We start from the raw sequence: 438 nt of genomic DNA on the forward strand, positions 1-438 counted from the left end.
TGGCATTAATCGTGCAGAAGAACTCCCGGAGACCATGGACGTGCTCATCGTCGGCTCCGGCCCAGCCGGCATGATTGCTGCTGCCCAGCTGTCAAGGTTCCCGAATATCAACACCCGCATTATCGAACGCCGCCCACACCGTCTTGAGCTCGGTCAAGCCGATGGTATTCAGGCACGTTCCGTAGAAACCTTCCAGGCTTTCGGTTTTGCTGCTGAAATCACCGAAGAAGCCTATACGATCACCGAGATGTCATTCTGGAACCAGGACCCAGAAAATCCAGATGCCATCACACGCGGTGCACGCCCCATTGACGACGAACATGGCATTTCCGAATTCCCGCACCTGATTGTGAACCAAGCCCGCGTCTTGGATTATTTCGCCCGGGAGGCTCAGCGCGGGCCAGCGCGGATTACACCGGATTACGGTTGGGATTTTGT

1 protein-coding gene is annotated in these 438 nt (G+C 55.9%); it reads left to right on the forward strand.

The genetic code is table 11. The features are described 5' to 3' along the window. On the forward strand, nt 1-438 hold a 438-nt coding region (locus BKN05_RS11960), incomplete at both ends, for an FAD-dependent monooxygenase (RefSeq protein WP_286688736.1).

Origin of the sequence: Corynebacterium sp. S5S1 (assembly GCF_001913985.1) — a bacterium.
GTDB lineage: Bacteria > Actinomycetota > Actinomycetes > Mycobacteriales > Mycobacteriaceae > Corynebacterium > Corynebacterium marquesiae.